This is a genomic window from Wenzhouxiangella sp. XN79A (assembly GCF_012272825.1).
GTDB lineage: Bacteria > Pseudomonadota > Gammaproteobacteria > Xanthomonadales > Wenzhouxiangellaceae.
In genome coordinates this window covers 139588-166001 of sequence record NZ_JAAWWS010000156.1, presented here as the reverse complement: position 1 = coordinate 166001, position 26414 = coordinate 139588, and the positions used below count along the sequence as shown (strand labels likewise).

General features: G+C 68.2%; 20 protein-coding genes. 14 read left to right on the top strand and 6 right to left on the bottom strand.

The features are described from left to right. Positions 1–219: 219 nt before the first annotated feature. The gene (locus tag HFP89_RS11735) at positions 220–888 is read right to left on the bottom strand and encodes a response regulator transcription factor (protein WP_168717847.1); all 669 of its coding nucleotides are present in this window, start codon (positions 886–888) and stop codon (positions 220–222) included. A 61-nt stretch (positions 889–949) separates the two neighbouring features. Further along, positions 950–2914 (bottom strand): acetate--CoA ligase, encoded by a 1965-nt coding sequence (acs, locus tag HFP89_RS11730; protein ID WP_168717846.1) that lies wholly within the window; start codon positions 2912–2914, stop codon positions 950–952. A 237-nt stretch (positions 2915–3151) separates the two neighbouring features. On the opposite strand from acs, the gene HFP89_RS11725 reads away from it, so the two are divergent. From HFP89_RS11725 to HFP89_RS11705, 5 genes are all read left to right on the top strand, one after another. After that, positions 3152–4528 carry a DcaP family trimeric outer membrane transporter gene (locus tag HFP89_RS11725; protein WP_206212343.1) on the top strand — a complete coding sequence of 459 codons (1377 nt, stop codon included), beginning with the start codon at positions 3152–3154 and terminating at the stop codon, positions 4526–4528. Between the two features lie 319 nt (positions 4529–4847). Next, on the top strand, positions 4848–5192 hold the full coding sequence (gene yajC / locus HFP89_RS11720) for a preprotein translocase subunit YajC (protein WP_168717845.1): 345 nt from the start codon (positions 4848–4850) through the stop codon (positions 5190–5192). 84 nt (positions 5193–5276) lie between these two features. Continuing rightward, the gene (gene secD / locus HFP89_RS11715; RefSeq protein WP_168717844.1) at positions 5277–7136 is read left to right on the top strand and encodes a protein translocase subunit SecD; all 1860 of its coding nucleotides are present in this window, start codon (positions 5277–5279) and stop codon (positions 7134–7136) included. 10 nt (positions 7137–7146) lie between these two features. After that, on the top strand, positions 7147–8112 hold the full coding sequence (gene secF, locus HFP89_RS11710; protein ID WP_168717843.1) for a protein translocase subunit SecF: 966 nt from the start codon (positions 7147–7149) through the stop codon (positions 8110–8112). A 59-nt stretch (positions 8113–8171) separates the two neighbouring features. Then, positions 8172–8597: a hypothetical protein gene (locus tag HFP89_RS11705; RefSeq protein WP_168717842.1), complete on the top strand. Its 426-nt coding sequence runs from the start codon at positions 8172–8174 to the stop codon at positions 8595–8597. 13 nt (positions 8598–8610) lie between these two features. Here the strand turns inward: HFP89_RS11705 and hutH are convergent, their stop codons facing one another. Then, positions 8611–10125: a histidine ammonia-lyase gene (gene hutH, locus HFP89_RS11700; RefSeq protein ID WP_168717841.1), complete on the bottom strand. Its 1515-nt coding sequence runs from the start codon at positions 10123–10125 to the stop codon at positions 8611–8613. A gap of 125 nt (positions 10126–10250) precedes the next feature. On the opposite strand from hutH, the gene HFP89_RS11695 reads away from it, so the two are divergent. From HFP89_RS11695 to HFP89_RS11680, 4 genes are all read left to right on the top strand, one after another. Continuing rightward, a complete protein-coding gene (locus HFP89_RS11695) occupies positions 10251–10760 on the top strand; it encodes a disulfide bond formation protein B (RefSeq protein ID WP_168717840.1) in 510 nt (169 codons plus the stop codon). Then, positions 10757–12142 carry a 3-deoxy-7-phosphoheptulonate synthase class II gene (locus HFP89_RS11690; protein ID WP_168717839.1) on the top strand — a complete coding sequence of 462 codons (1386 nt, stop codon included), beginning with the start codon at positions 10757–10759 and terminating at the stop codon, positions 12140–12142. The genes HFP89_RS11695 and HFP89_RS11690 overlap by 4 nt, the downstream gene beginning before the upstream one ends. 83 nt (positions 12143–12225) lie before the next feature. Beyond that, positions 12226–12891: a peroxiredoxin-like family protein gene (locus HFP89_RS11685; RefSeq protein WP_168717838.1), complete on the top strand. Its 666-nt coding sequence runs from the start codon at positions 12226–12228 to the stop codon at positions 12889–12891. Positions 12892–12992: 101 nt separating this feature from the next. Next, positions 12993–13523 (top strand): superoxide dismutase family protein, encoded by a 531-nt coding sequence (locus HFP89_RS11680; protein ID WP_168717837.1) that lies wholly within the window; start codon positions 12993–12995, stop codon positions 13521–13523. A gap of 164 nt (positions 13524–13687) precedes the next feature. Here the strand turns inward: HFP89_RS11680 and HFP89_RS11675 are convergent, their stop codons facing one another. Next, the gene (locus tag HFP89_RS11675; RefSeq protein WP_168717836.1) at positions 13688–14662 is read right to left on the bottom strand and encodes a malate dehydrogenase; all 975 of its coding nucleotides are present in this window, start codon (positions 14660–14662) and stop codon (positions 13688–13690) included. Between the two features lie 393 nt (positions 14663–15055). On the opposite strand from HFP89_RS11675, the gene ggt reads away from it, so the two are divergent. After that, a complete protein-coding gene (ggt, locus tag HFP89_RS11670) occupies positions 15056–16768 on the top strand; it encodes a gamma-glutamyltransferase (protein WP_168717835.1) in 1713 nt (570 codons plus the stop codon). A gap of 1177 nt (positions 16769–17945) precedes the next feature. Here the strand turns inward: ggt and HFP89_RS11665 are convergent. After that, the gene (locus HFP89_RS11665) at positions 17946–19931 is read right to left on the bottom strand and encodes a redoxin domain-containing protein (protein ID WP_168717834.1); all 1986 of its coding nucleotides are present in this window, start codon (positions 19929–19931) and stop codon (positions 17946–17948) included. A gap of 281 nt (positions 19932–20212) precedes the next feature. On the opposite strand from HFP89_RS11665, the gene HFP89_RS11660 reads away from it, so the two are divergent. Together HFP89_RS11660 and HFP89_RS11655 are read left to right on the top strand one after the other, a co-directional pair. Then, complete coding sequence (locus HFP89_RS11660) at positions 20213–20791, top strand: hypothetical protein (RefSeq protein WP_168717833.1); 579 nt, start codon at positions 20213–20215, stop codon at positions 20789–20791. 68 nt (positions 20792–20859) lie between these two features. Further along, a complete protein-coding gene (locus tag HFP89_RS11655) occupies positions 20860–21612 on the top strand; it encodes a hypothetical protein (protein ID WP_168717832.1) in 753 nt (250 codons plus the stop codon). Positions 21613–21698: 86 nt separating this feature from the next. Here HFP89_RS11655 and HFP89_RS11650 read toward each other — a convergent pair whose 3' ends face one another. Continuing rightward, a complete protein-coding gene (locus tag HFP89_RS11650; RefSeq protein WP_168717831.1) occupies positions 21699–21950 on the bottom strand; it encodes an FUSC family protein in 252 nt (83 codons plus the stop codon). A gap of 198 nt (positions 21951–22148) precedes the next feature. On the opposite strand from HFP89_RS11650, the gene HFP89_RS11645 reads away from it, so the two are divergent. Beyond that, positions 22149–23795 carry an alpha/beta-hydrolase family protein gene (locus tag HFP89_RS11645; RefSeq protein ID WP_206212342.1) on the top strand — a complete coding sequence of 549 codons (1647 nt, stop codon included), beginning with the start codon at positions 22149–22151 and terminating at the stop codon, positions 23793–23795. A 173-nt stretch (positions 23796–23968) separates the two neighbouring features. Continuing rightward, on the top strand, positions 23969–25795 hold the full coding sequence (gene typA / locus HFP89_RS11640; protein ID WP_168717829.1) for a translational GTPase TypA: 1827 nt from the start codon (positions 23969–23971) through the stop codon (positions 25793–25795). Positions 25796–26414 lie beyond the last annotated feature (619 nt).

Sequence of the window (26414 nt, the reverse complement as noted above, 5' to 3'; positions counted from 1 at the left end):
CCCGGTTTCCGGTTTCCGGTTTCCGGTTTCCGGTTTCAGGGTTAAGGGTTAAGGGTTAAGGGTTAAGGGTTAAGGGGGCTTGCGAGGATGTAGAGCGGTCCTGCGTTTCGGTTGCCAGCGAGCGGATTCGAAAGGTTTTTCGGAAACCTGAAACCTGCAACCTGAAACCTGAAACCTGAACCCTGAACCCTGAAACCTGAACCCGGAAACCGGAAACCGTCAGTCCACGTCCTGCTTCCGCACGGCCAGCCGATTGAACAGCGTCACCGCCTGGGTCCGGTTGTTCACAGCCAGTTTCCGCATGATCGCGGTCATGTGGGCCTTGACGGTGGCTTCGGTGATGTCGAGCTCCCAGGCGATCTGCTTGTTCAGCAGGCCGTCGCCGAGCATGCACAGGATCCGGTACTGCTGCGGGGTCAGTTCGCCGACGCGCTGGGCCAGGGCCGATTCTTCGCTTTCACTGGACGCCGGATCGAAGCCGTCGGGGACCCAGGTCTCGCCGGCCAGCACCTGGTCGATGGCATGGCTCAGCGTTTCGGCATCGGCGGACTTCGACAGGAAGCCGGCCGCGCCGTCGGCGAGCGCGCGCTGGACGATGTCCGGGTCGTCGTGGGCCGAGATCATCAGCACCGGAAGCTCCGGGTGATGGCCGCGCAGCCAGGCCAGTCCCGACAAGCCGTGGCTGTCGGGCAGGTGGAGGTCGAGCAGGATCAGGTCCAACTCGGCGTCGCGGCCCAGGCGTTGCTGCAGCGCATCGAAGCTGGCCAGGGCCTCGATCCGGCACGCTGGCCGATGACGGCCCAGCGCGGCGCTCAGCGCATCGCGGAACAAGGGATGGTCGTCGACGACGACGAGGCGCTCTTCGGATCCGGCGGAAATCGACTCCATGGCCGGATGATAGCGGCTTCGACGCCTGGACACGAGGCGTGCCCGGGCCGGTTGCAGCCGTTCAGCCGGCGCTCTTCCGGTTGGCCACCAGGTGGTCGACCACGTCCGGATCGGCCAGTGTCGAGGTGTCGCCGAGCTGGTCGCTCTCGTCGGCGGCGATCTTGCGCAGGATGCGGCGCATGATCTTGCCCGAGCGGGTCTTCGGCAGCCCGGGCGCCCACTGCAGGTGGTCGATGGTGGCGATCGGGCCGATCTCGTTGCGGACCCACTTCACCAGTTCCCCGGCCAGCGCATCGTCGCCCTCGCGACCTTCCATCAGGGTGACATAGGCGTACACGCCCTGGCCCTTGATGTCGTGCGGGAAGCCGACCACGGCGGCCTCGGCCACGGCCTCGTGCGCGACCAGCGCCGACTCGACCTCGGCGGTGCCGAGCCGGTGACCGGAAACGTTGATCACGTCGTCGACCCGGCCGGTGATCCAGTAGTAGCCGTCGGCGTCGCGCCGGGCGCCGTCGCCGGTGAAGTAACAGCCCTTGTAGGTCGCGAAATAGGTCTCGCCGAAGCGCTTGTGGTCGCCGTAGACGGTGCGCATCTGGCCGGGCCAGCTGTCGGTGATGACCAGGTTGCCGGCAGCGGCGCCCTCCAGGGTTTCGCCTTCCGGGCCGAGCAGGGCCGGCTGGATGCCGGGCAGCGGCCGGGTCGCCGAGCCGGGCTTGAGATCGGTCGCGCCGGGCAGCGGGCTGATCAGGATGCCGCCGGTCTCGGTCTGCCACCAGGTATCGACGATCGGGCAGCGCTCGTCGCCGACCACCGAGTGGTACCAGTGCCAGGCCTCGGGGTTGATCGGCTCGCCGACCGTGCCGAGGATGCGCAGCGAGTCGCGCGAGGTCGCCTTGACCGGGTCGTCGCCTTCGCGCATCAGCGCCCGGATCGCGGTCGGCGCGGTGTAGAAGATGTTCACCCGGTGCTTGTCGCAGACCTGCCAGAAGCGGCTGTGGTCGGGGTAGTTCGGCACGCCTTCGAACATCAGCGTGGTCGCACCGTTGGCCAGCGGGCCGTAGACGATGTAGCTGTGGCCGGTCACCCAGCCGACGTCGGCGGTGCACCAGTAGATGTCGCCGTCGTGGTAGTCGAACACGATCTCGTGGGTGTAGCTGGCGAAGACCAGGTAGCCGCCCGAGGTGTGCAGCACGCCTTTCGGCTTGCCGGTCGAGCCCGAGGTGTAGAGGATGAACAGCGGGTCCTCGGCATTCATTTCTTCCGGTTCGCACTCGCCGTCGACGTGTTCGAGTTCCTCGTGCAGCCAGCGGTCGCGCTCGCCGTTCCAGGCGACCTCGTCGCCGGTATTGCGAACCACCAGCACCGCCTCGACCCGCGCGGCGGCCTCCGGGTTGTTCAGCGCGGCATCGACGTTCGCCTTCAGCGGCGTGGAACGGCCCCCGCGCCGGCCGAAATCGGCGGTGATGACGACATTGGAGTCGCAGTCGATGATGCGTCCGGCCAGCGCGTCCGGCGAAAAGCCGCCGAACACCACCGAATGGACCGCGCCGATCCGGGCGCAGGCCAGCATCGCGATCGCCGCGTCCGGAATCATCGGCAGGTAGAGCGTGACGCGGTCGCCCTTGCCGACTCCGGTCCGCTTCAGCACGTTGGCGAAGCGGCAGACGCGATCGTGCAGCTCGCGGTAGGTGATGCGCGCATCGCGGTCCGGGTCGTCGCCTTCCCACAGGATCGCGACCTGGTCGCCGCGCGTTTCGAGGTGACGGTCGACGCAGTTGGCGCAGACGTTCAGCGTGCCGTCGTCGTACCAGCGGATGTGCAGGTCGTCGAGATCGAACGAGACGTCCTTGACCCGGCTGTAGGGCCGGATCCAGTCCAGCCGCCGGCCGACCTCGCCCCAGAAGCCTTCCGGATCGGTCCGGGCCCGTTCGGCCAGTTCTTCGTACGTCGCTGGATCGACGTGCGCCCGATCGGCAAGCGCGTCGGGAACGGGGTAGCGGTCCTGGTGGGGAAGGGCATCGGACATGGTTCGGCTCCTTGGTCTCGAACATCGGTTCAGCGTTGTTCCAGTGTCCATCAAGCCGGCCCGGCAAGTAAAGACGAAACCCGGCCGGGGCGCTACGACTTTGGTCGCACGCCCGTGGCCCGGGCCGCCGCTGCATTCGACCAAAGGCGAATTGCGGGCCTTCGACACGGCCGCGCATGATCGCTCCCGAACCCCGTGATCGAACATGCCGCGCAGCGCGGCCAGGGAGAAGCCGACATGCACTCGAACCCGACCCGACCGACCCCACCGCGCCGCGCCGGCTGGCGACTGAGCCTGTTCGTGGCGATCTTCTGCGCCACGCCGGCGCTGGCCGAAGCCGACCGCGTGGCCGAGCTCGAAGCGCGCGTCGCCGAACTCGAAGCGCTGGTCCAGCAGCTGGTCGAGACCCGCCGCGCGCCGGTCATCGCGCCCGAGATCGAAGAGGTCCGCGCCGAGACCGTCGCCACCCGCCAGCAGGTCCGCGAGATCGTCGAGAAGATCGATCCGCTGGTCGCCGCGGCCGAGGAGAAGGCCGACGGCCCGTCGTTCTACTGGGGCGGCTACGTCAAGGCCGACGTGATCGCTTCGCGCTACTCCGACGGCGACCTGGCCGCCGGGTCGATCGGCCGGGACTTCTACATTCCCGGCACCATCCCGGTCGGCGGCCTCGACGAGAGCAGCGACCTGGACTTCCACGCCCGCCAGAGCCGGATCCACGCCGGCAGCCGCTGGCAGATCGACGAGGATCATCGGCTCGGCGCCTACATCGAAATGGACTTCCTGGTCACGCCCGACGGCGACGAGCGGGTCAGCAATTCCTACGAGCCGCGCATGCGGCATGCCTTCCTGACCTGGAACGAGTGGCTGGTCGGGCAGACCTGGTCGACCTACATGGACGTCGCCACGCTGCCCGAGGTGCTCGATTTCATCGGTCCGGCCGACGGCACCAGTTTCGTCCGCCAGACCCAGATCCGCTACCAGAACGGCAACTTCGCGGTTGCCCTCGAGAACCCGGAGACCACCGTCACGCCGTTCGGCGGAGGCGGGCGGATCGTCACCGACGACGGCCTGGTGCCCGATCTCGCTGCGCGCTACACCTGGACCGGCGACTGGGGCCACGTCCAGCTCGGCGGCCTGCTGCGCCAGCTGAACTACGAGGACCCGGCCAGCGGCATCGACGATTCGACGCTCGGCTGGGGCCTGAGCCTGTCGGGCAAGCTGAACTTCGGCCGCAACGACCTGCGCTGGATGATCAACCACGGCGACGGCCAGGGCCGCTACGTCGGCATCAACTTCGCCAACGGCGCGGTGCTCGACGCGGCCGGCGACCTCGAGGCGATTTCCTCGACCGGTGGCTTCGCCGCCTACCGGCACTGGTGGAACGAGCGCTGGCGCTCGACCGCGGTATTGAGCTACATCCAGGTCGACAACCCGGTCGCGCTGACCGGCGAGGCGGTCAGCCAAAGCGCCTGGAGCGGCCATGTCAACCTGCTCTACAGCCCGAAACCGCCGCTGACCTTCGGCATCGAGTACATCCTCGCCGAGCGCGAGATCGAGAGCGGCCTGTCCGGCTCGATGAATCGCCTCCAGTTCTCGGGCAAGTACGCGTTCTGAGGGGCGCAGCCCCTGCCGCCGACCCGCTGCGGCCGTCCGGATCCCGCGCCATCGGCCGCCCTGCAGCCGGTGGCGCGCGGTTGTCCGGGCTGGGATTCGTCGCCGATCGTCCCCATTCTTCGAAACGCGACCGGCCCGCCGGGCTGCCGGACCGTCGGCCATCCGACCGGCCAGACGATTGGTCGGAGGATTGGCCACATGATCGGCAGCCACCGATTCGATATGGGATAATCCGGCGCTTTCCGCCCTGCCGAGCCGCTGCATCGAGCCCGGCGAGCGACCACGAGAGAATCCGTCGACCATTAGGAGTCCCGCCGCCATGCTGGAAACCCTGTCCGAATTCCTGATTCCATCGGCAATGGCCCAGGCGGCCGGCGAGCAGCCCAGTCTGCTCGGCTCGCTGCTGCCGCTGGTGTTCATCATCGTCATCTTCTGGCTGTTGATCATCCGGCCGCAGATGAAGCGCAACAAGCAGCACCGCGAGCTGGTCTCGAGCCTGGCGGTCGGCGACGAGATCGTCACCGCCGGCGGCCTGCTCGGCAAGATCACCGAGGTCGGCGACAGCTTCATCGCCGTCGAACTGGCCAGCGGAACCTCGGTGAAGCTCCAGCGGGCCTCGGTCAGCCAGGTCGTGCCCAAGGGCACCTTCGATGCCGCGCCCTGAGCGCGCACCCGCTGTATTGACCGGATCGCCGCCGCGCCGTCGCGCCGGCCCGGTCCTCGCCATCAGTTCAGGACTCGTTCCACGATGAATCGTTACCCCGCTTGGAAATACCTGGTGTTGATCGCCGTGCTGGTGATCGGCGCGATCTATGCCGCGCCCAACCTGTTCGGCGACGACCCGTCGGTGCAGGTTTCGTCGGCGCGCGGCTTCGAGCTCGATCCGGCCCTGACCGAGGTCGCCGCCGATGTGCTCGGCGAACAGGAGATCGCCCCGCGCGACACCACCTTCGAACCGGAGCGCCTGCTGTTGCGCTTCGGCGACCCGGAACAGCAGCTGCGTGCCGCCGATGCGCTGCGTGAAGGGCTCGGTGACGCCTACGTGGTCGCGCTGAACCTGGCCCCGGCCACGCCCGGCTGGCTCGAGGCGCTCGGCGCCGAGCCGATGGTGCTGGGCCTGGACCTGCAGGGCGGCGTGCACTTCCTGATGGAAGTCGATATGGACGCCGCCCGCAGCGCGCGGCTGGAAGCCTTCGTCGACGACATCCGCAACCTGCTGCGCGACGAGCGCATCCGCTACCGCTCGGTGCGCCGCGAGGGCGAGACCCTGGTCGCCGAGCTGCGCACGCCGGAAGACCGCGACGAGGCCCTGGCCCAGATCACCGGCGAGCTGCCGGAGCTGGAACTCGAGGCGGCCGACGGCGTCGAGACCTTCAACATCCGCGCAACCGTGCTGCCGGAGGTGATGGTCGAAATGCAGCAGACCGCGCTGCAGCAGAACATCACCACGCTGCGCAACCGCGTCAACGAGCTCGGCGTGGCCGAACCGATCATCCAGCAGCAGGGCGCCGACCGCATCGTCGTCCAGCTGCCCGGCGTGCAGGACACGGCCGAGGCCAAGCGCATCCTGGGTGCGACGGCCACGCTGGAATACCGCGCCGTGGACGAGGAGAACGACCCCTTCGAGGCGCAGCGGACCGGGCGGATTCCACCGCGATCGCAGCTGTTCTTCGATCGCGAAGGCACTCCGATCCTGTTGTCTCGCAGCAAGATCGCGACCGGCGATGAGCTGCTGAACGCCGCCGCCGGTTTCGATCAGACCTCCGGCTCACCCATGGTGTCGGTGACGCTCGATGGTGGTGCTGCGCGCCGGATGCTGAACTTCACGACCGAGAACGTCGGCAACCGGATGGCCGTCGTGTTCATCGAGCGCCGCCCCGAGACCCGCATCGTCGACGGCGAGGAAGTCCGCGAAATGCGCGAGGTCCAGGAGGTGATCTCGGTGGCCGTGGTCCGTGAACCCTTCGGCCGTCGTTTCCAGACCACCGGCCTGGACGGCGCCCGCGAAGCCAGCCAGCTCGCGCTGCTGCTGCGCGCCGGCGCGCTGGCCGCGCCGGTCGAGATCATCGAGGAGCGTACGGTCGGCCCGAGCCTGGGCCGCGACAACATCGACCAGGGCTTCCGCTCGGTGATCATCGGCTTCTGCCTGGTGCTGGTGCTGATGGCGATCTATTACCGCGTGTTCGGCCTGGTCGCCAACCTGGCCCTGACCGTCAACCTGGTCCTGATCGTCGCCATGCTGTCGATGCTCGGCGCCACGCTGACGCTGCCCGGCATCGCCGGCATCGTGCTGACCGTCGGCATGGCGGTCGATGCCAACGTGCTGATCTTCGAGCGCATCAAGGAAGAACTGAGGCTCGGCAACTCGCCGCAGTCCTCGATCCGGGCCGGCTACGAAAAGGCCTTCTCGACGATCGCCGACGCCAACGTCACCACGCTGATCGCGGCACTGGTGCTGTTCATGTTCGGCACCGGCCCGGTCAAGGGCTTCGCGGTCACGCTGTCGATCGGCATCGTGACGTCGATGTTCACCGCCATCTTCGGAACCCGCGGTGTGGTCAACCTGATCTACGGCCGCAAGAAGAAGCTGGCCGCGCTCTCGATCTGAGGATTCGACGATGGATATCATTCGCAACGACACGAAGATCGACTTCATGGGCCGGCGCAAAATCGCGCTGCTGTTCTCCGCGGTGCTGATCCTGGTCAGCATCGGCTCGCTGGTCACGCGCGGGCTGGAGTTCGGCCTGGACTTCACCGGCGGTACGCTGATCGAGGTCAACTACCCCGAAGCGCCCGACCTGGGCGACGTGCGCGGCGCGCTGGACCTGGCCGGCTACACCGACTACACCGTCCAGACCTTCGGCACCTCGCGCGACATCGTCGTGCGCCTGCCGGCCGACCAGGCCGCCGAAGCGGGCGCCGACATCTCGACCCAGGTCCTGGATGCGCTGTCGGAATCGGCCGCGGGCATCGAGATGCGCCGGGTCGAGTTCGTCGGCCCGCAGGTCGGTGAGGAGCTGGCCGAGCAGGGCGGCCTGGCCATGCTGTATGCGCTGGCCGGGATCCTGCTGTACGTCTCGTTCCGCTTCCAGTGGCGCTTCGCCGTCGGGGCCGTGGCCGCGCTGGTCCACGACGTGCTGATCGTGGTCGGCATGATCTCGCTGTTCCGGATCAACTTCGACCTGACCGTGGTCGCGGCCCTGCTGGCCGTGGTCGGCTATTCGCTGAACGACACGATCGTGGTCTACGACCGGCTGCGCGAGAACTTCCGGATCAAGCGCAAGGGCACGGCGATCGAGCTGACCAACCTGTCGATCAACCAGATGCTGTCGCGCACGGTGATGACCTCGATGACCACGCTGCTGGTGCTGATCGCGCTGTTCTACTTCGGCGGCGAGATCATCCATGCCTTCGCCTACACGCTGATCGTCGGCGTGATCGTCGGGACCTACTCGTCGATCTTCGTGGCCAGCAACGCCGCCATCCTGCTCGGCGTTTCGAAGCAGGACCTGATGCCGGTGGTCAAGGAAGGCGAAGACCAGCCCGACACGGAAGTGCTGCCGGCGCGGTTCCGCAACAACTGAGTGCGGAGCCGTCGGTCGCGGCATAATCGGGTCCGGAGTCATCGATGGAGGGACGTCACATGCTTCGTTGGGTACCGCTACTGATCCTGCTGACCGCCGCACTGCCGGCGGTCGCCACCGAGTACCTGGTCGAGTCCCGGGTCTGGATCGACGGCGAGCTCAGCGGCTCGCCTCGCCTGCTGGTCGAAGCCGACCGGGCGGCCTCGATCGAAGTCGAACAGGGCGACGTGGCCTGGCGGATGAGCGTGGTGGTCGAGCCGCCGATGGCCGAGGAGGGCGCGGCCAGCGACGCGATCTGGGTCCGGGTCGGGATCTCCGAGCGCATCGGCGAGGAATGGATCTTCCTGACCGACTCGATGCTCGGTGTACGACGCGGTGCCACCGGCAGCTTTTCGGTGGTCGAGCCCGACATCGAGATCGCCACGCCGGAAACCGCCCGGCTGTTCGTGGAGATGACGGTCACCGAAGCCCCGGCCGACGACTGAACCGCCCGTCGGGTCAGTCCAGCACCAGGTCCTCGCCGAGCGCGTCGAGCAGGCGCTGGTCGCGCAGCAGCGCCGCGCAGCGCTCGATATCGGCCCCCACCTCGTAGTCCTGCTCGGCGTGGCCGATGGCGTCGCGTACCGCCGCGTGGGCTCGCCTGACACCGAGGCCGGGCTTCAGCGGATCGCGGAAGTCCAGCGCCTGGGCCGCGGTCAGCAGTTCCACGGCCAGCACCCGCTCGACGTTCTCGAGCACCTGCAGCAGCTTCAGCGCGCCGATCGAGCCCATCGACACGTGGTCTTCCTGCCCGAGACTGGTCGGGATGGAATCGACGCTCGCCGGGTGGGCCAGCACCTTGTTCTCGCTGACCAGCGCCGCGGCGGTGTACTGCGGAATCATGAAGCCGGAATTGATGCCGGTATCCGACATCAGCAGCGTCGGCAGGCCGTCGTGGCCGGCCAGCAGCAGGTAGGTGCGGCGCTCGGAGATCGAGGCCAGCTCGGCCAGCGCGATGGCGGCGTAGTCGAGCACCAGGGCCAGCGGCTGGCCGTGGAAATTGCCGCCGGAGACGATGTCGCCGTCGTCGAACACCAGCGGGTTGTCGGTGACCGAGTTCAGCTCGCGTTCGACCACCTCGGCGCAGTGGGCCAGCGCATCGCGGCTGGCGCCGTGGACCTGCGGAATGCAGCGCAGCGAATACGGGTCCTGGACCTTGCCGCAGTCGCGGTGCGACTCGAGAATCTCGCTGTCGCGCAGCAGCCGGCGGATGTTGGCCGCCACCGCGACTTGGCCGGGGTGCGGGCGGACCGCGTGGATCCGCGCATCGAACGGCCGGGCCGAACCCTGCAGCGCCTCGAGACTCATCGCGCCCAGGATGTCGGCATTGCGCAGCAGCGCGATCGCCCGGTGCAGCACGAAAGCGCCGCAGGCGGCCATCATCTGGGTCCCGTTGATCAGCGCCAGGCCGTCCTTGGCCGCCAGCTCGACCGGCTGCAGCCCGGCCCGGGCCAGCGCCTCGGAGGCCGGTTCCGGGCCGCTGCCGGCTGCGTTCCAGCACTGGCCGGCGCCGATCAGCGGCAGGCTCATGTGGGCCAGCGGGGCCAGGTCGCCGGATGCGCCGACGCTGCCGCGGCTGGGCACGTAGGGCACGATGCCGGCGGCGTCCAGCGCCAGCAATTGCTCGAACACCGGCTGCGAGATGCCCGACTGGCCCAGCCCCAGCGCGTGGATCTTGAGCTGCAGCATCAAGCGCGTGATCGGCATCGGCAGCGGGTCACCGGTGCCGCAGGCGTGCGACAGCAGCAGGTTCTTCTGCAGCTGGGCCAGGCGATCCGGCGCGATGCGCTTGTGCGCCAGCGCGCCGAAGCCGGTATTGATGCCGTAGATGCTGGCTTCGCCCGACAGTGCGGCCTCGACGTGCGCACGCGACCGCGCGACGGTCGATGCGTTCTCGCGCAAGCCGGTCATCCGGGCGTCGAGGTCGGTCCGAAGCGTGGCGATCCGGACGATGTCCGACGGGGACTGCGACATGATCTCGATTCCTTTCGATCTCCCGCGCCGATGATCGCATACCGGCTCGCGCATCACGGCCGTGAACCGCGATCGCCTGCTGCGGTCGAACGCCCCCGATGCACCCGACATGGCAGACTATGCGCATGAAGATTCTCGAACTCCTCGAACACCCCCGAGCCGGCTTTGCCGGGGTCTTCCTTGCCTGCGCCGGGCTGCTCGGTTTCGCCTACTACGCCCAGTACGTGATGTACCTGGATCCCTGTCCGATGTGCTATCTGCAACGCTTCGCCTTCATGGTCATGGCGCTGTTCGCGTTGATCGGTCTGATCCACGGCGCGCGCGGCGCGATGCGCTGGGTCTGGACGGCCGGCGTCGGCCTCGGTAGCGTCTGGGGCGCGGTGACGGCCATTCGACACATCTGGATCCAGAACCTGCCGCCCGACCAGGTGCCGGACTGCGGCGGCGGCTTCGAATACAACATGCAGATGTTCGGCCTGGGCGAAGCGCTGCGCTCGGCCTTCGCTGGCTCCGGCGACTGCGCCGAGATCAGCTGGTCCTTCCTCGGCCTGTCGATGCCGTGGTGGACGCTCATCTGGTATGTTGCCCTGACGGTATTCCTGATCGTGGCCGTGGCCCGAGTGAACAAGCAATGAGCGACACCCTGAAGACGAACCTGAAATCGATCACCCCGGCCAGGGACTGGTCGCGGGACTCGTGGCAGAAGTTCGAGGCGCTGCAGCAGGCGAAGTACGACGACGGCGAAGCGCTGGCCGACGCGCAGGCCCGTCTCGCGACGCTGCCGCCGCTGGTCACCTCCTGGGAGATCCTGAACCTGAAGGAACAGATCGCCGAGGCCCAGGCCGGCAAGCGGTTCTTCCTGCAGGGCGGCGACTGCGCCGAGGTCTTCGATGAGTGCGCGCCGGAGATCATCACCAACCGGCTGAAGGTTCTGCTGCAGATGTCGCTGGTCATGGTCCACGGCATGGAGATGCCGGTGGTCCGGGTCGGCCGCTTCGCCGGCCAGTACGCCAAGCCGCGTTCCGACGATTTCGAAGTGCGCGGCGATGTGAGGCTGCCGAGCTACCGCGGCGACATCGTCAATGCCCCGGCCTTCGAGGCCGAGGCGCGCCGGCCCGACCCCGAGCGCATGATCAAGGCCTACGCCCGCTCGGCGATGTCGATGAACTTCGTCCGGGCGCTGGTCGACGGCGGCTTCGCCGACCTGCACCACCCCGAATACTGGGACCTGGGCTGGGTCGAGCACTCGCCGCTGGCCGAGCAGTTCCACCGCATCGCCGACTCGATCGGCCACTCGGTCCGGTTCATGGAAACCGTCACCGGCCAGACCCCGGGCAGCGTGCGTCGGGTCGATTTCTTCACCTCGCACGAGGCCCTGCACCTGCACTACGAGCAGGCCCTGACCCGGCAGGTGCCGCGCCAGTGGGGCTGGTTCAACCTGTCGACCCACTTCCCGTGGATCGGTATGCGCACCGCGGCCGCCGACGGCGCGCACGTGGAAATGTTCCGCGGCATCCGCAACCCGATCGGCATCAAGGTCGGGCCGGGCATGTCGGCGGACTGGCTGAAGTCGCTGATCCGCACGCTGAACCCCGACGACGAGCCGGGCCGCCTGGTGCTGATTCATCGCATGGGCGCCGGCAAGGTGGCCGACACGCTGCCGTCTCTGATCGAGGCGGTCAAGGCCACCGGCTCACCGGTACTGTGGATCGCCGATCCGATGCACGGCAACACCGAGAAGACCGAGTCGGGCTACAAGACCCGGCGCTTCGCCAACATCCAGGCCGAGCTCGAGCAGGCCTTCGACATCCACGCTGCCTGTGGTTCGAGGCTGGGCGGGGTGCACCTGGAACTGACCGGCGAGAACGTCACCGAGTGCATCGGCGGCGCCCGCGAGCTGGGCGAGCACGACCTGAAGCGGGCCTACAAGACCACCGTGGACCCGCGCCTGAACTACGAACAGGCGCTCGAGCTGTCGATGCTGATCGTGGCCAAGCACCAGCGGCTGCGCGGCTGAGGCGACCGGCGCGTTGCGCTGAAAGCGAACCGGGCCCGGCCCGGTCCGCTCTCCGGACCGTCCACCGACTCCGGAGAGTTCCGATGAAGACCCTCGTATCGAACGTCCTGCTGGCCCTTGTGCTGGCCGCCGTCACGCCGGCCCACGCCGACGACCGCACCGCCTTCCATTCCGACGCCGAGTCGGTCCGGCCGCTGCTGCCCGGCATGCAGGCCCCGGCGCTGGCCCTGACCGCGACCGACGGCGCGACCATCGATTTCACGCCCGGCCGGCACGGCGCGCCGGTGGTGCTGACGTTCTACCGCGGCGGTTGGTGCCCCTACTGCAACCTGCACCTGGCCGAATTGCGCACCGCCGAGGCCGAGCTGCGCGAGCTGGGCTTCGAGGTCTGGTTCGTCTCGCCGGACCGGCCCGAGATGCTGGCCGAGGGCGAGACCGAAGCGTCCGGCTATCGTCTGCTGTCCGATCCAGAGCTGGCGGCGGCGCGGGCCTTCGGCATCGCGTTCCGGCTCGACGACGACACGCTGGAGCGCTATGCCGGCTTCGGCGTGGACCTGGCCGATCGCTCGGGTGCCGATCACGGCGGCCTGCCGGCTCCGGCAACCTTCCTGGTCGGTACCGACGGCATCATCCAGTTCGCCTACGTCAACCCGGACTATTCGGTGCGCCTGGCGCCGGAGGTGCTGCTGGCCGCCGCGCGTGCCTACGCCGACGGTGCGCATCGCCGACTCCAGCGCGGTCGTCGATGAGATCGTCCACGGGGTCATCGGTGCCGTCGTCGAGCACGGCACCGCCGAATTCGCGTCGGGTCTGTTAGCCTTCAGCCTTTCCGTACCCGGAGCCCCGAACCATGAACCGACCGAATCGAACCCTGCTGGCCGCCGCGCTGCTGGCCGCAGCCGGCCTGGCCCAGGCCGACGAGCACGTCGTCGACGCCGGCTTCATCGACAACGCCGGTGAGCGGATCGGCAGCGCGACGCTGACCCAGGGGCCGCACGGCGTGCTGGTCCGGATCGAGCTCGAAGGCCTGCCGGAAGGTCCGAAGGCGATCCACCTGCATCGCACCGGCACCTGCCACGACCACGCCGAAGGCTTCAAGGCCTCCGGCAGCCACGTCAACCCCGACGGCGTGCCGCACGGCCTGCTCAATCCCGACGGACCAGGTGCCGGCGACTTCCCGAACTTCTACGTCCACGACAGCGGCTATGCCTGGGCCGAGTTCTTCAACGCCCGGGTCAGCCTGGACGGCTCGACCGGTGAGGACCTGCTCGACGACGACGGCTCGGCGCTGGTCATCCACGAAGGCCCCGACGATCACATCAGCCAGCCGATCGGCGGCGCCGGCGCGCGGATTGCCTGTGCCGTGCTGGGCGAGGGCTGACGATCCGGCGGCAATCGCTTGAAGCCGATGCCGGTTGCCATCGTTCGGATCGCAGCCGAAGTGCACGGCACGGGCCGGACGCTTCGGCGGCTGAAATGCAAAGAACCCCGCGTGGCCGCGGGGTTCTTTGCGTCTGCAGACAGCGAAGGGATCGCCGCTTTGGATCAGAGCAGCGCACTCACGGCCTCGCGCTCTTCGCGCAGTTCGGCGTCGGAGGCGTCCATGCGGGCACGCGAGAACTCGTTGATTTCCAGGCCCTGGACGATCTTCCAGCGGCCGGCCTCGCAGGTGCAGGGAAACGAGTAGATCACGCCCTTTTCGATGCCGTAGCTGCCGTCGGACGGTACCGCCATCGACACCCAGGAATCGCTGGTGCCCAGCGCCCAGTCGCGGATGTGGTCGATTGCCGAGGAGGCCGCCGAGGCCGCGCTGGAGGCGCCGCGCGCCTTGATGATCGCCGCGCCGCGCTGCTGCACCGTCGGGATGAAGTCGTTCTCGTACCAGTCCTGCTCGACCTGGTCCAGCGCGTCCTTCCCGTCGACCAGCGCGTGGTGCAGGTCCGGGTACTGGGTCGAGCTGTGGTTGCCCCAGATCGTCATGTTGCGGATCCGGGTGTGGTGGGTGCCGGTCTTGCCGGCCAGCTGGGCCAGCGCCCGGTTGTGGTCGAGCCGGGTCATCGCGGTGAAGTTCTCGGCCGGCAGGTCCGGCGCATTGGCCTGGGCGATCAAGGCATTGGTGTTGGCCGGGTTGCCGACGACCAGCACCTTGACGTCGCGCGAGGCATGGTCGTTCAGGGCCTTGCCCTGCGGGCCGAAGATCTTGCCGTTCTCGGCCAGCAGGTCCGCGCGCTCCATGCCGGGCCCGCGCGGCTTGGCGCCGACCAGGATCGCGTAGTCGGTGTCGGTGAAGCCTTCGTTGATGTCGGTGGTCGTCTCGATGCCGGCCAGCAGCGGCAGCGCGGCGTCCTCGAGCTCCATGGCCACGCCCTTGAGCGCGTCGACGGCCGGCGGAATCTCGATCATCTGCAGGATGACCGGCTGATCCGGGCCGAGCATGTCGCCGGCGGCGATGCGGAAGCAGAGCTGGTAACCGATCTGGCCGGCAGCGCCGGTAATGGCCACGCGAACGGGACGTTTCATGGAATTCTCCGGTGGGAATGAAAATCAGCCGCCTATTTTAGCGCCCTTGCATGCGCTCCGTGCCCGGGGTGTTGTGGGAACGGCAGGTGGCCCGATCCGTTGGATGGTGGGCGCAGCGAGGAGAAAGGGCCGAAGAACGCCAAGAGTTGCCCTGTGGTACCAGCAGTGGACGTTTTCCGGAAAAGAACGTTGCATGAAACCACCACTTTGCCAAGGCGAGGTCTGGCGCAAGGGTGGTTTCGCAATCGATTGCCCGGCAGATCCATCCTGCTTTGCGTTCTTCGCTCCGTCCCCGCTTCGCGCCTGTCCTCCGAAGATCGATGACGAAACGTCGGTCAGGCCCTTGGTATCCTCGGCGAATGCAATTCACACGATTCGAGCGGAGTTTCGCCCATGTTGATTCGAGCGCTTTTCGTCGCAGCCCTGGCGCTGCTGGCCGGCTGGACGCCGCCGGTGGCTAGTTATGACCGCGTGGTCGGGGCGACGCATGCCTCCAGGCCGGACGTGATCGCGGCCAACGGGATGGTCGCGACCTCGCAGCCGCTGGCCACGCAGGTCGGGCTGCAGGTGCTCAAGGACGGCGGCAACGCGATCGACGCGGCGATTGCCGCGAACGCCGCGATCGGGCTGATGGAGCCGACCGGCAACGGCATCGGCGGCGATTTCTTCGCCATCGTCTGGGACGCCGAAAGCGAGCGGCTGTACGGCTACAACGGCTCCGGCCGTTCGCCGCAGTCGCTGACATTGCAGTGGTTCATCGACAACGGCTACGAGGACATTCCGTCCCACGGCCCGCTGCCGGTGTCGGTGCCGGGCACCGTCGACGGCTGGTTCGCGCTGCACGAGCGCTTCGGCGAGATGGCCATGGCCGAGATCCTGCAGCCGGCCATCGACTACGCCCGCGAGGGCTTCCCGGTCAGCGAGATCATCGCCTACTACTGGGACCGCTCCGTGCCGATTCTCTCGGAATTCCCGGGCTTCACCGAGCAGTTCACGATCGACGGCCGGGCGCCGCGCGAGGGCGAGATCTGGCGCAACCCGTACCTGGCCGATACGCTCGGGAAGATCGCCGAAGGCGGTCGCGACGCCTTCTACAAGGGTGACATCGCGCGCACCATCGGCGAGTACATGGCCGCCAACGGCGGATTCCTCAGCTACGAGGACATGGCCGCCCACGAGGGCAACTGGGTCGAGCCGGTCAGCAGCAACTATCGTGGATACGACGTCTGGGAACTGCCGCCGAACGGGCAGGGCATCGCCGCGCTGCAGATCCTCAACATCCTCGAAGGCTACGACATGGCGTCCTACGGCTTCGGCTCGCCGGAGCATGTGCACCTGTTCATCGAGGCCAAGAAGCTGGCCTTCGAGGACCGCGCCCGCTACTACGCCGACCCGGACTTCGCCGATGTCGACGTCGACTGGCTGATCAGCGAGGACTACGCCGCCGAGCGCCGCGCGACGATCGACATGGACCGCGCCGCCCGCGCCGTCGAGCCGGGCACGCGCGCCCTCGACGACGGCGATACGATCTATCTCACGACGGCGGACAAGGACGGCAACATGGTCTCGCTGATCCAGTCGAACTACCGCGGCATGGGCTCCGGCATGACCCCGCCGGGCCTCGGCTTCATCCTGCAGGACCGCGGCGAGATGTTCGTGCTGAAGGAAGGTCACCCGAACGCCTTCGAGCCGGGCAAGCGCCCGTTCACGACGATCATTCCGGCCTTCATCACCAAGGACGGCAAGCCTTGGGTCAGCTTCGGCCTGATGGGCGGCGGCATGCAGCCGCAGGGCCATGCGCAGATCGTCATGAACCTGGTCGATTTCGGCATGGGCCTGCAGGAAGCCGGCGACGCGCCGCGCATCCACCACCGCGGCTCGACCGAACCGACGGGCCAGAACCTGCAGATGACCGACGGCGGCATCGTCAACCTGGAGTCCGGCTTTTCCTACGACACCGTCCGCGCGCTGATGAAGAAAGGCCACCGGATCCAGTATGCGCTGGGCCCCTACGGCGGCTACCAGGCGATCATGGTCGACCCGGAGTTCGGCACCTACCGCGGCGCCACGGAAGTGCGGAAGGACGGCCAGGCCGCCGGCTACTGAGCCGGATCGGCACCGGGAGCGGCCGGCTATGCCGGGCGAGGGGTGGCGGGCCGCTCGCGGTGCGAGCGGAGTGAGCAGTTTTCAGTGAGCAGTTTTCAGTAAAAAACCTGGCCGGAGTTTGGTCAGTGCCGGACCGAAGGCCTGTTGGAGGCCGCTTGCGGGCGAAGGGTGGCCCGGCCGGTTCGCGCGCAAGCGCCCTCCAACAGGAGAATTGAGCGCAGCCCTTCTACAACTCCGTCATCCCGGGGCGCCGAAGGCGAACCCGGGACCTCGTGACGAAATCGCCCTTTGAACCCGGGCAGGAAAAGGAATCACCCCACCGGTTCGCGCGGAAATCCGCCCTCCTACAGTCGAATTCATCGCCGGCGCCGGATCGAAGGCCTGTTGGAGGCCGCTTGCGGGCGAAGGGTGGCTCGGCCGGTTCGCGAGCAAGCGCCCTCCAACAGGAGAATTGAGCGCAGCCCCTTCTACAACTCCGGCCGGTTCGCGCGCAAGCGCCCTCCAACAGGAGAATTGAGCGCAGCCCCTTCTACAACTCCGTCATCCCGGGGCGCCGAAGGCGAACCCGGGACCTCGTGACGAAATCGCCCTTTGAACCCGGGCAGGAAAAGGAATCACCCCACCGGTTCGCGCGGAAATCCGCCCTCCTACAGTCGAATTCATCGCCGGCGCCGGATCGAAGGCCTGCTGGAGGCTGCTTGCGGGCGAAGGGTGGCCCGGCCGGTTCGCGCGCAAGCGCCCTCCAACAGGAGAATTGAGCGCAGCCCCTTCTACAACTCCGGCCGGTTCGCGCGCAAGCGCCCTCCAACAGGAGAATTGAGCGCAGCCCCTTCTACAACTCCGGCCGGTTCGCGCGCAAGCGCCCTCCAACACGAGAATTGAGCGCAGCCCCTTCTACAACTCCGGCCGATTCGCGCGCAAGCGCCCTCCGACCGTCGGGGTGGGCAGGGCGCCGGATCGATGGCCTGTTGGAGGCTGCTTGCAGGCGAAGGGTGGCCCGACCGGTTCGCGCGCGAGCGCCCTCCAACAGTCGATTCCAGCGCCGCCACCCGATCGAAGAGCTGTTGGAGGCTGCTTGCAGGCGAAGGGTGGTCCGGCCGGTTCGCGCGCAAGCGCCCGCCCACAGTCGGAACGATTGCCGGAGTCAGACCGAAGGCCTGTGGGAGGCGGGTTCCGCTCAGTTGCCCGCGGCCGAAGCCTCCTGTTCCGCGCGCTGCTGCCGCCGGTATTCGACGAACGCTCGATACTCGGCCGGCGACAGCCCATCGTCACCGTCGACATTGAAGGGGTCCAACTGACCGCCCTCGAACGCTTCGCGCGTACGGTCCGGCATTTCCGCAGCCTGCAGCACGCCGTCGAAATCGTCGTCCCAGCCGCCGAAGAACTGGCCGATCCGGAAGGCCAGGTCGTCGTGAGCCGGATTTTCGGCCGTGCCCTCGGTCCAGCGGAAGAAGAACCCGCCGTAGAGCATCTCGTCCCACGATTGCAGCCCCCAGGTCACGGTCTTCTCCGGGTCGGGGTTGGCCGGGTTGCGGGCGCTGTTGTCGTAGATCGTGGTGTGCACGATGCGCGTGCCCGCGGGAACGATGACCGGCTCGGCCAGCGTATAGGTGTGCTGCCAGTTGAAGTCGTAGCGCGGCACCTGCAGCAGCCCCTCGCGGCGCCCGTCCGGATAGACCAGGTCGAACCCGGTGGCGATACCGCGGAAGTGGGCGTGGGGGAACAGGCTGTAGATCTCCGCCTCCCGGTCGAACTCGAAGTAGCCGGTCTCCTCGTGGCGTGCCTCGCCAGCCGGGATCGCCAGGTCGGTGCCCATGACGACCTGCTGGCGCAGGTGGTACTTCGGCGGCTCGTCGTGGAAGTAGAGCGCGATCCGGGTTTCGTCGACGGTCTCGCGGCCATAGGTCGTGTAGTGCATCTGCAGGTGGATCTGACCGCCCTTGCGGACCAGGACCCCGGCGCCCTCGGGATACTCGTAGTAGTCGGCGCCCGGCGCATAGCCCCAAAGATAATTGTCGAACACGGCGTTGAAGCGGCGGTCGTCGCCCTCCGGAATGACCTCTTCGGTGGTCCCGATCAGCACGTGGTGGACCACCTTGCGGTCGCCCGGGTGGATGCTGACGGCACGCACCCAGACATCGCGGTCCAGCGGGTTGGGGATGGCCTGGAACTGGTAGTCGACCACGCCGGTGGCCGGCAGCGTGAACGGGGGCGAGGTGACGACCAGGTCGGGTTCGCCCAGCGCCCATTCTTCGGAAATCGGTTCGACCTCGGTCAACGGATCGGGGCCGTCGCCGCGCGGCGCGCCGGCTTCGATCCAGTGCACCAGCGTCCGTTTCTCCTCGACGGTCAGCGCCCGGTCGCCATGGAGCGCCGGGTAGTCGGTCGCCACTTCCCATGGCGGCATCCGTCGGGTGCGCACGACTTCGCGGATCATCGGCGCGAAGCCGCGCACCATGTCGTAGCCGGTCATCGCCCAGGGGCCGATGCCGCCGGGGCTGTGGCAGGTCACGCAGCGCTTCTTCAGAAGCGGTGCGATGGTCTCGGAATAGCTGATCTGCGCGTGCGCTTCCTGGCGCTGGCGTTCCGGGAAGTTGATGATGCAGCCCTGCGTGCGGCGACGTGCCTGTTCGACCGGCTCGCCGGCCAGCACCCGGTCGAGCGCATCGGCCACGTAGTGCTCGCTCGCATCGTTACGCTGCGTCTCGTAGCCGACCCGGTCATTCAACGGGCCGCGGTAGGCCACCGTCCAGGACTTCGGGTCGATGACGAACACTTCGCCACTGCGGTCGATGCCCAGGCCCTCGCCGATCAGCTGCGTTTCGTCGACCAGGATCGGCACGTCGATGCCGAACTCGTCGGCCTCCTGCCGGATCGCCTCGCGCGTGTCCTGCAGTGTCGGGTTGATCATCGCGAACTCGACCCCGCGCCCGGCGTAGTCGTCGCGCAGCGCGCGGAAATCGCTCAGCAGATTGCGCACGATCGGGCAGCCGTTCATCTGCACCATCAGCACGATGGCCGAAGCGTCCTCGTAGTAGTACAGCTCGTGGGCCAGGCGGTCCTGATCCAGCAGCCTGAAATTGTCGACCCGGCCCGAGGCCTCCACCGATACGGAAGCTGCGGCGCAGAGCGCCAGGATCGAGGTGCGGATCAGAAGCGTCATTCCCGTTCTCCCTGGTTCGGCTCGACGTCGTCGGGACGAAGCGGCGGCCGGTCGTCGAGCCAACGACTCGGCGCCAGAGTACCAGCGCGTCCTGCGGCCCGCCAGCGGCAAGGTACAGGTCGTGCCGTACGCACCGGATCGGAGAGCGGCCCGGCATCGGCTCCTGCACCGTTGCCGGATCGGGGCTGCCTGTGCGCTTCCTGATTCCAGAAACGGAAACCGGATGTTTTCTCGGCCACCTGTGCGACGATGCGCCCCTGGACCGCCACCGGAACCGCCCGATGATTCGCTTCTCCCTGATCGCGATCGGCCTCGCCATGACCGCGCCGGCCATCGCCGGGCCCCTCGACGCGTTCTGGGCCGACCTCCAGGCCCTCTGCGGCAAGGCCCATGCCGGTGAACTGATCGCCGCGCCCGAAGGCGACGACTCGTTTTCCGGCCGGACACTGGTCATGCACGTCCGCGAATGCACGCCCGACCGCATCCGCATCCCGTTCGTCGTCGGCGAGGACCGCTCCCGGACCTGGGTGCTGACGCGCGTGACCGTCGACGGCGAGCCGCGCCTGGAACTGAAGCACGACCACCGGCACGAGGACGGCAGTGACGACGAGATCACGATGTACGGCGGCACGACGACGAACCTCGGCCTGGCCACCCAGCAGGTCTTCCCGGCCGACCAGCACACGCGTGAACTGATTGAACCGGCCCACGCGAACGTCTGGCGGATCGAAGTTCTGCCCGGGGAGCGGTTCAGTTACCACCTGCAGCGGCTGGGGACAGGGCGCGTGTTCCGGGTGGACTTCGATCTGGCCGCGACGGTCGAAGCGCCCGCGCCGCCGTGGGGGTGGGAGGTGCCGTAGGCGTTCACCGGGTCCGTTCAACGGGCTCTGGCATACTTCCCGCCTCGAATTCACCGCGGATGCAGACCATGACCAGGAAGACGCTGTGGCTTCCGGCCGCGCTGTGCGTGGCGCTGACGGCAGACAGTTTCGGCGAGGCAGAAGCGTTCCGGCTCGAGCTCGAAGTCGGGCCGACCTGGCAGACCCGGAACGACGTGCAGATTCCCAACGATGCGACCGCGGACCGGTTCGACCTGACCGACGTCCTCGGTTCGGGGCCTGCGGCGGCGTTCCGGCTCAACGGGACCTGGAACATCAACGAGCGACACGGGCTTCGCGTGGTGCTGGCGCCGCTGACGATCGACGGCACCGGACGTTTCGACACCGACACCCGCTTCGACGGTGAAACCTTCGTGGCCGGCGAAACCCTGGACGCGCGCTATCGTTTCGACTCGTGGCGAATCGGTTATCGATACCGGTACTACGACGCGAACGGCTGGAGGTTGTGGGCCGGCGCGACGCTCAAGCTGCGCGATGCAGAGATCGCGCTGCGCCAGGGCGAGACGCGGGCCAGCGACGACGATCTCGGCCTCGTGCCCCTGCTGCACCTGGCCGGGGAGTATCGACTGAGCGACCGATGGCATTTCGAGTTCGATGTCGACGGCCTGGCCGGCGGCCCCGGTCGGGCGATCGATCTGGCCGCGAAGTTCGGCTACGCGCTCGACGATCGATGGCGCATCATCGCCGGCTACCGCGGGCTGGAAGGGGGCGCCGATACCGATGACGTCTACAGCTTCGCCTGGCTGCATACGGCGCTGGTCGGCGTGCAGCTTCGGTTCTGACGGGAGCCCGCCCCGGGCTCGAGCCACGACATCGCGGTCCCGGACGCGGTTTCACGCCGGACGTGCATTGCTCGGCGGCGCCGGAGTCAGCGGTCCAGGCCCCGCTCGGCCAGCACCTTCTTCAGTGCCCGGTTCCGCTCGGGTCTGTGCAGGACCTTGAAGATGAAGAACAACGGGATGAGCGTCACCAGTCCCCAGGTGTTCTTCGCGACGCTGTAGACGATGATTCCGACCATGAAACCGATCAGCACCGCGTGCGCGATTTCGGCGGTCTTCATTTCCTTGCGCCTGGCCCGGAACTCATCGTCCGAAAGCCGAGAGAGTTCCTGTTCGTCCATGTTGCACCCGTTCGCGGGGAGACTCCCGCAGCAGAATATACGACCCGGTGTTCGGTCCTTCGTCGATGCGGGCGTGAGGCCGCCCGCCGCGGGTCTCGCCGGGCGCCGGGCGGGGTGCTATCGTTCCGGGACGTTTCGTCCGGGTAGCGGTCGTCCATGCGCCGATTCCGCGTTGTGCTGTCGAGGGTCGTCGGCCCCGTGTCCGTGCCGTCCCTGCTGCTGGGCCTGCTGTTCTTCGCCGCCTCGCTGACGCCTTCGCTGATTCCGCGCGGGCCGGAGATCCAGGGCGTGCTCGGCGGGTTGGTCACGGCCCTGGGCTACCTGCTCGGACAGGTCGTCGCGCTGCTGTGGCGGGCGGCCGACCTGCCGCGCCTGTCCGGCCGGCCGGCCCGGATCCTGACCGGGATCTGCGCGATCGCGGTCATCGGCTTCTTCCTCTGGGTGCTCGGCTCCAGCCTGGCCTGGCAGAACGACTTGCGCGAGAAGATGGGCATGGCGCCGGCCGACGCGCTGCGCCTCGTCCGGATCGGCCTGGTGGCGCTGGTGACCTTCGCCGGCGCGTTCGCGCTCGGGCGGCTGGTGGCCGGGCTGTTCCGCTGGGTCCGCGGCGGCTTCTACCGCGTGATGCCGCCGCGTCGCGCCAACGTGCTGGGCCTGGTGGCGGTGGCGGTGATCCTTTTGGTCGTGACCCGCGACGGCATCCTCGATCGGGTGATCGCCGGCCTCGACGAGAGCTACGAAACGGCCCAGGCGCTGTTCGACGAGGCGCCGCCGGCGCCGGACGATCCGCGCATGACCGGCAGCGCCGAGTCGCTCGTCGACTGGCGCCTGATCGGCGCGCCCGGGCGCGAGTTCATCACCTCCGGCCCCGACGCCGCGGCGATCGCTGCGTTCACCGGCCGGCCGGCGCTCGATCCGATCCGGGTCTACGTCGGCCGCGCCAACGGCGAGACGCCGCGGGCGCGCGCCGAACTCGCCCTGGCCGAGCTGAAGCGGCAGGGCGGGTTCGAGCGCGAGGTGCTGATCATCGCCAGCCCGACCGGTACCGGCTGGATGGACCCGGGCTCGCACGACCCGGTCGAGTACATGCACGACGGCGACATCGCCACCGTGGCCGCGCAGTACTCCTACCTGCAGTCGCCGCTGGCGCTGATCCTCGAGACCGAGACCGGCCTGGAGCAGGCCACCGCGCTGCAGGACGCAGTGCACGGCCACTGGAAGACCCTGCCGGAGGACGATCGCCCGCGGCTGTACGTGCACGGCCTGAGCCTGGGCGCCTGGTCGTCGATGCACGCGACCAACATGTTCCGGCTGCTGGACGACCCCATCGGCGGTGCGTTCTGGGCCGGGCCGCCGTTCCCGTCGGCGTTCTGGAACCACGTCCAGCGGCAGCGGATACCCGGCAGCCCCTGGGTGCGGCCGACGATCGGTGACGGCTCCCTGGTCCGCTACGCCTCGCACACCGCCAGCGCCGCCGAGGCCGAGGCCGACTGGGGCCGCATGCGGATCGTCTTCCTGCAGTATTCCAGCGACCCGGTGGTGTTCTACGACCCGGCCTCGCTGTGGCGCGCGCCGCGCTGGATGCGCGATCCGCCGGCCGAGGACATGTCGGAGCACTTCTTCTTCATGCCGGTGGTCACCCAGTTCCAGCTCGCCGTCGACCTGGCGCTGTCGTTCGGCTCGCCACCCGGGCACGGCCATGCCTACTACGCCCGCGACTACATCGGACCCTGGGCCGCGGTCACCGAACCCGAGGGCTGGACGCCGGCCGAGACCGAGCGCCTGCAGGCCCACTGCGACAACGGCGTGCAGGGCGGCTGCAGCAACGGTGAGCTGCCGCGCTGAAACCCGCGCTCGGGGGATCGGTCGGAGCGGTGCAGCGCCTGGACCACCCGCAGGCCAGGGGGTTCGCCGCACAGGGGTCGGGGCTCGGCAGGAAATCCGCCGGGCTCGCCCCGGGCGTATAATGCCCGGCTGCCTTCATCACGGACCGGGTGCCCGGTCGAGAGCCTGAACCCATGAACCTCCGCAACGTCGCCATCATCGCGCACGTCGACCACGGCAAGACCACCCTCGTGGATCAACTGCTGCGTCAGTCCGGCGAGTTCGCCGCCCACGAGAAGGTCGGCGAGCGGGTCATGGACTCGAACGACCAGGAGCGCGAGCGCGGGATCACGATCCTGTCGAAGAACACTGCGGTGACCTGGACCGGCGGTCCGTCGAACGAGGACTACCGGATCAACATCGTCGACACCCCGGGCCACGCCGATTTCGGCGGCGAAGTCGAGCGCGTGCTGTCCATGGTCGACTCGGTGCTGCTGCTGGTCGACGCGGTCGACGGGCCGATGCCGCAGACGCGCTTCGTCACCCAGAAGGCCTTCGCGATGGGCTTCAAGCCGCTGGTGGTGGTCAACAAGGTCGACCGCCCGGGCGCGCGCCCGGACTGGGTGGTGGACCAGACCTTCGAGCTGTTCGACAAGCTGGGCGCGACCGACGAGCAGCTGGACTTCCCGGTCATCTACGCCTCGGCGCTGAACGGCTACGCCAACCTGGATTCCGAGGCCCGCGACGGCGACATGACGCCGCTGTTCGAGGCGCTGATCCAGCACGTGCCGGCGCCGGACGTCGACCCCGACGGGCCGTTCCAGATGCAGATCTCCAGCCTCGGCTACTCCAGCTACGTCGGCCTGATCGGCGTGGGCCGGATCAAGCGCGGCCGGGTGGCGACGAACCAGGCGGTGAAGATCGTCGACCGCGAGGGCAAGGTGCGCAGCGGCCGGGTGATGCAGGTGCTGGGCTACTCGGGCCTGAAGCGCGAGGAAATCGAGTCGGCCGCCGCCGGCGACATCGTAGCGATCTCGGGCATCGGCGACATCGGGATTTCCGACACGCTGTGCGACCCGAACACGGTCGAGGGGCTGCCGCCGCTGACGGTCGACGAGCCGACCATCCACATGACTTTCCAGGTCAACGATTCGCCGTTCGCCGGCCAGGACGGCAAGTTCCTGACCAGCCGCCAGATCCGCTCGCGGCTGTTCCAGGAGGCCAGTCACAACGTGGCGCTGCAGGTCAGCGACACCGCCGATCCCGACCAGTTCGACGTGGCCGGCCGCGGCGAGCTGCATCTTTCGGTGCTGATCGAGACGATGCGCCGCGAGGGCTACGAGCTGGCGGTCTCGCGTCCGCGCGTTCGCAAGCGCCAGATCGACGGCCAGACCCAGGAGCCCTGGGAGCAGGTCGTGCTCGACCTCGACGAGCAGTACCAGGGCGCGGTGATGCAGGCGATGGGCGAGCGCAAGGCGCAGCTCGAGAACATGACGCCGGACGGCAGGGGCCGGGTGCGGCTGGACTACATCGCGCCGGCGCGCGGCCTGATCGGCTTCCAGAGCGCCTATCGCACGATGACCGCCGGCACGGGCCTGTTCTTCCGCGTGTTCGACCACTGGGGCCCGGCCACCGACCGGATCGGCCAGCGCATCAACGGCACCCTGATCAGCATGGACCAGGGCACGACCAATGCCTATGCGCTGTTCAATCTGCAGGATCGCGGCAAGCTGTTCGTCGGTCCCGGTGAAGAGCTCTACGAGGGCCAGGTCATCGGGCTGCACAGCCGGGACAACGACCTGGTCGTGAACCCGCTGAAGACCAAGAAACTGTCGAACGTGCGAGCGGCCGGCAAGGACGATGCCCTGTTGCTGACCCCGCCGGTCAAGATGAGCCTGGAGCAGGCGCTGGAGTTTCTGGCCGACGACGAGCTGCTGGAAGTCACGCCCGAGCACATCCGCATCCGCAAGCGCCTGCTGAAGGAGCACGAGCGCAAGCGGGCCAGCCGAAGCGGCGACTGACGAGCCCACTGCCGGGGCCGGATCGAAGGTCTGTTGGAGGCCGCTTGCGGGCGAAGGGCGGCCCGACCGGTTCGCGCGCAAGCGCCCTCCAACAGGTGAATCAGCGCCGGTGCCGGATCGAAGGCCTGTTGGAGGCCGCTTGCGGGCGAAGGGTGGCCCGACCGGTTCGCGCGCAAGCGCCCTCCAACAGGCGAAGCCAGCGCAACGCCCGAACGAAGGCCTGTTGGAGGCCGCTTGCGGGCGAAGGGTGGCCCGACCGGTTCGCGAGCAAGCGCCCTCCAACAGGCGAAGCCAGCGTAACGCCCGAACGAAGGCCTGTTGGAGGCCGCTTGCGGGCGAAGGGCGGCCCGACCGGTTCGCGCGCAAGCGCCCTCCAACAGGCGAAGCCAGCGCAACGCCCGACCGAAGGCCTGTTGGAGGCCGCTTGCGGGCGAAGGGTGGCCGGGGCGGTTCGCGCGCAAGCGCCCTCCAACAGGCGAAGCCAGCGCAACGCCCGACCGAAGGCCTGTTGGAGGCTGCTTGCAGGCGAAGGGTGGCCCGACCGGTTCGCGCGCAAGCGCCCTCCAACAGGCGAAGCCAGCGCAACGCCCGAACGAAGGCCTGTTGGAGGCCGCTTGCG